Source organism: Ruminococcus sp. CAG:57 (assembly GCF_000435935.1).
Taxonomy (GTDB): domain Bacteria; phylum Bacillota; class Clostridia; order Oscillospirales; family Ruminococcaceae; genus Hominimerdicola; species Hominimerdicola aceti.
This window is the reverse complement of record NZ_FR890790.1, coordinates 1-1,316: the sequence shown is the minus strand read 5'-3', so window position 1 is coordinate 1,316 and position 1,316 is coordinate 1. Positions and strand designations below refer to the sequence as shown.

General features: G+C 41.9%; 1 protein-coding gene. It reads right to left on the bottom strand.

Going from position 1 to position 1,316, the window contains the following annotated elements; genetic code table 11:
* Positions 1-1,316, bottom strand: a 1,316-nt coding sequence (locus QVO88_RS11320; RefSeq protein WP_288178035.1) for a recombinase family protein, incomplete at both ends; no start/stop codon positions are given.

Here is a 1,316-nt window from a genome sequence, read left to right as displayed (position 1 = left end):
TCGAACGTTTCCAGCTCGAATTTCTCATGCTCTATCATATCTATTATCTTATCAAGCTTGGCTTGAGTTTCGGCGGAAGTTTGATTTTTTGATTTCAGCATTGCAAGTCTTTCACTCAGGCTTTGCTCTTCCTCATACAGCTTTTCAAACTCGCTGTCCAGCTTGTCCTCATCACAGCCGCCTGTTGCTATGAGACTTATCAGATCACTTCTTGCCTTGTCGATCTCTTTAAGCCTTTTTTTGATCGCTGTGATCTCTTCCTGTCCATGACATTCAAGCACATTGCCGATATTCGCTTTTAAGATCTTTTCAACGTCGTTCCCACAAGAGTAGTAGTTATTTATCGCTCGTATTATGGCTTTGTGGAACTGTTCTTCCTTTATCGTGGGCGAATCGGAACAGTATCTTCTGCCGTGTTCCAGTCGGCTTATACACCGCCAGACAATTTGCTTTTTGCCTCTTGAAGTCCACGTTGTACGGCGGTAAGGCGTGCCGCATTTTCCACAGATAAGCAGTTCCGTAAGTGCATATTTACTGCTGTATTTTCCTTGCTCGGTAGTAGTTTTATCTGATACCTTTCTTTTTGAACTTCTCCTTGCAAGCTCCTGCTGGACTCTATTGTATGTGTCACGGTCGATTATGGGTTCATGATGATCTGTCACAAGATACATCGGGCGTTCGCCGTGATTTTTAACTATCTTGTGAGTGATACAATCTGAGGTAAAAGTCTTTTGCAGAAGTGCGTCGCCTGCATACTTTTCGTTTTTCAAAATGCTGCGGATAAGTGATTCGTTCCATACTTTCTTTCCCTGTGAAGTCAAAATGCCTTTGTTCTCGAGGAGCTTTTTTATCCTGCTCATGCTGTATCCGTCGAGAAACAGCGTATATATCAGCCTTACTGTTTCAGCCTCTTCGGGTACTATCTCCGGTTTTCCGTCTTCACCTTTTTTATACCCAAGCAGATATTTATACTGAAACTGCACCTTGCCCTCACGGTAGGCTTTTTCTTTGCCCCAGCTTACGTTTTTACTTATGGATTCCGATTCTGCCTGTGCAAAACTTCCATACAAAGCTATCATAAACTCGCTTGTCATTGTCAGCGTGTTTATGTTCTCTTTTTCGAAAATAACGCCAATACCCAATTCCTTCAGCTGCCTTATGTACTGAAGACAATCAACCGTGTTTCTTGAAAAACGGCTTATAGACTTTGTAATTATGAGGTCTATTTTCTTCTTTTTGCACATTCTTATCATACGATTAAATTCTGTTCTTTTCTTTGTCTGCGTTCCGCTGATACCCTCATCTGCAAATATGCC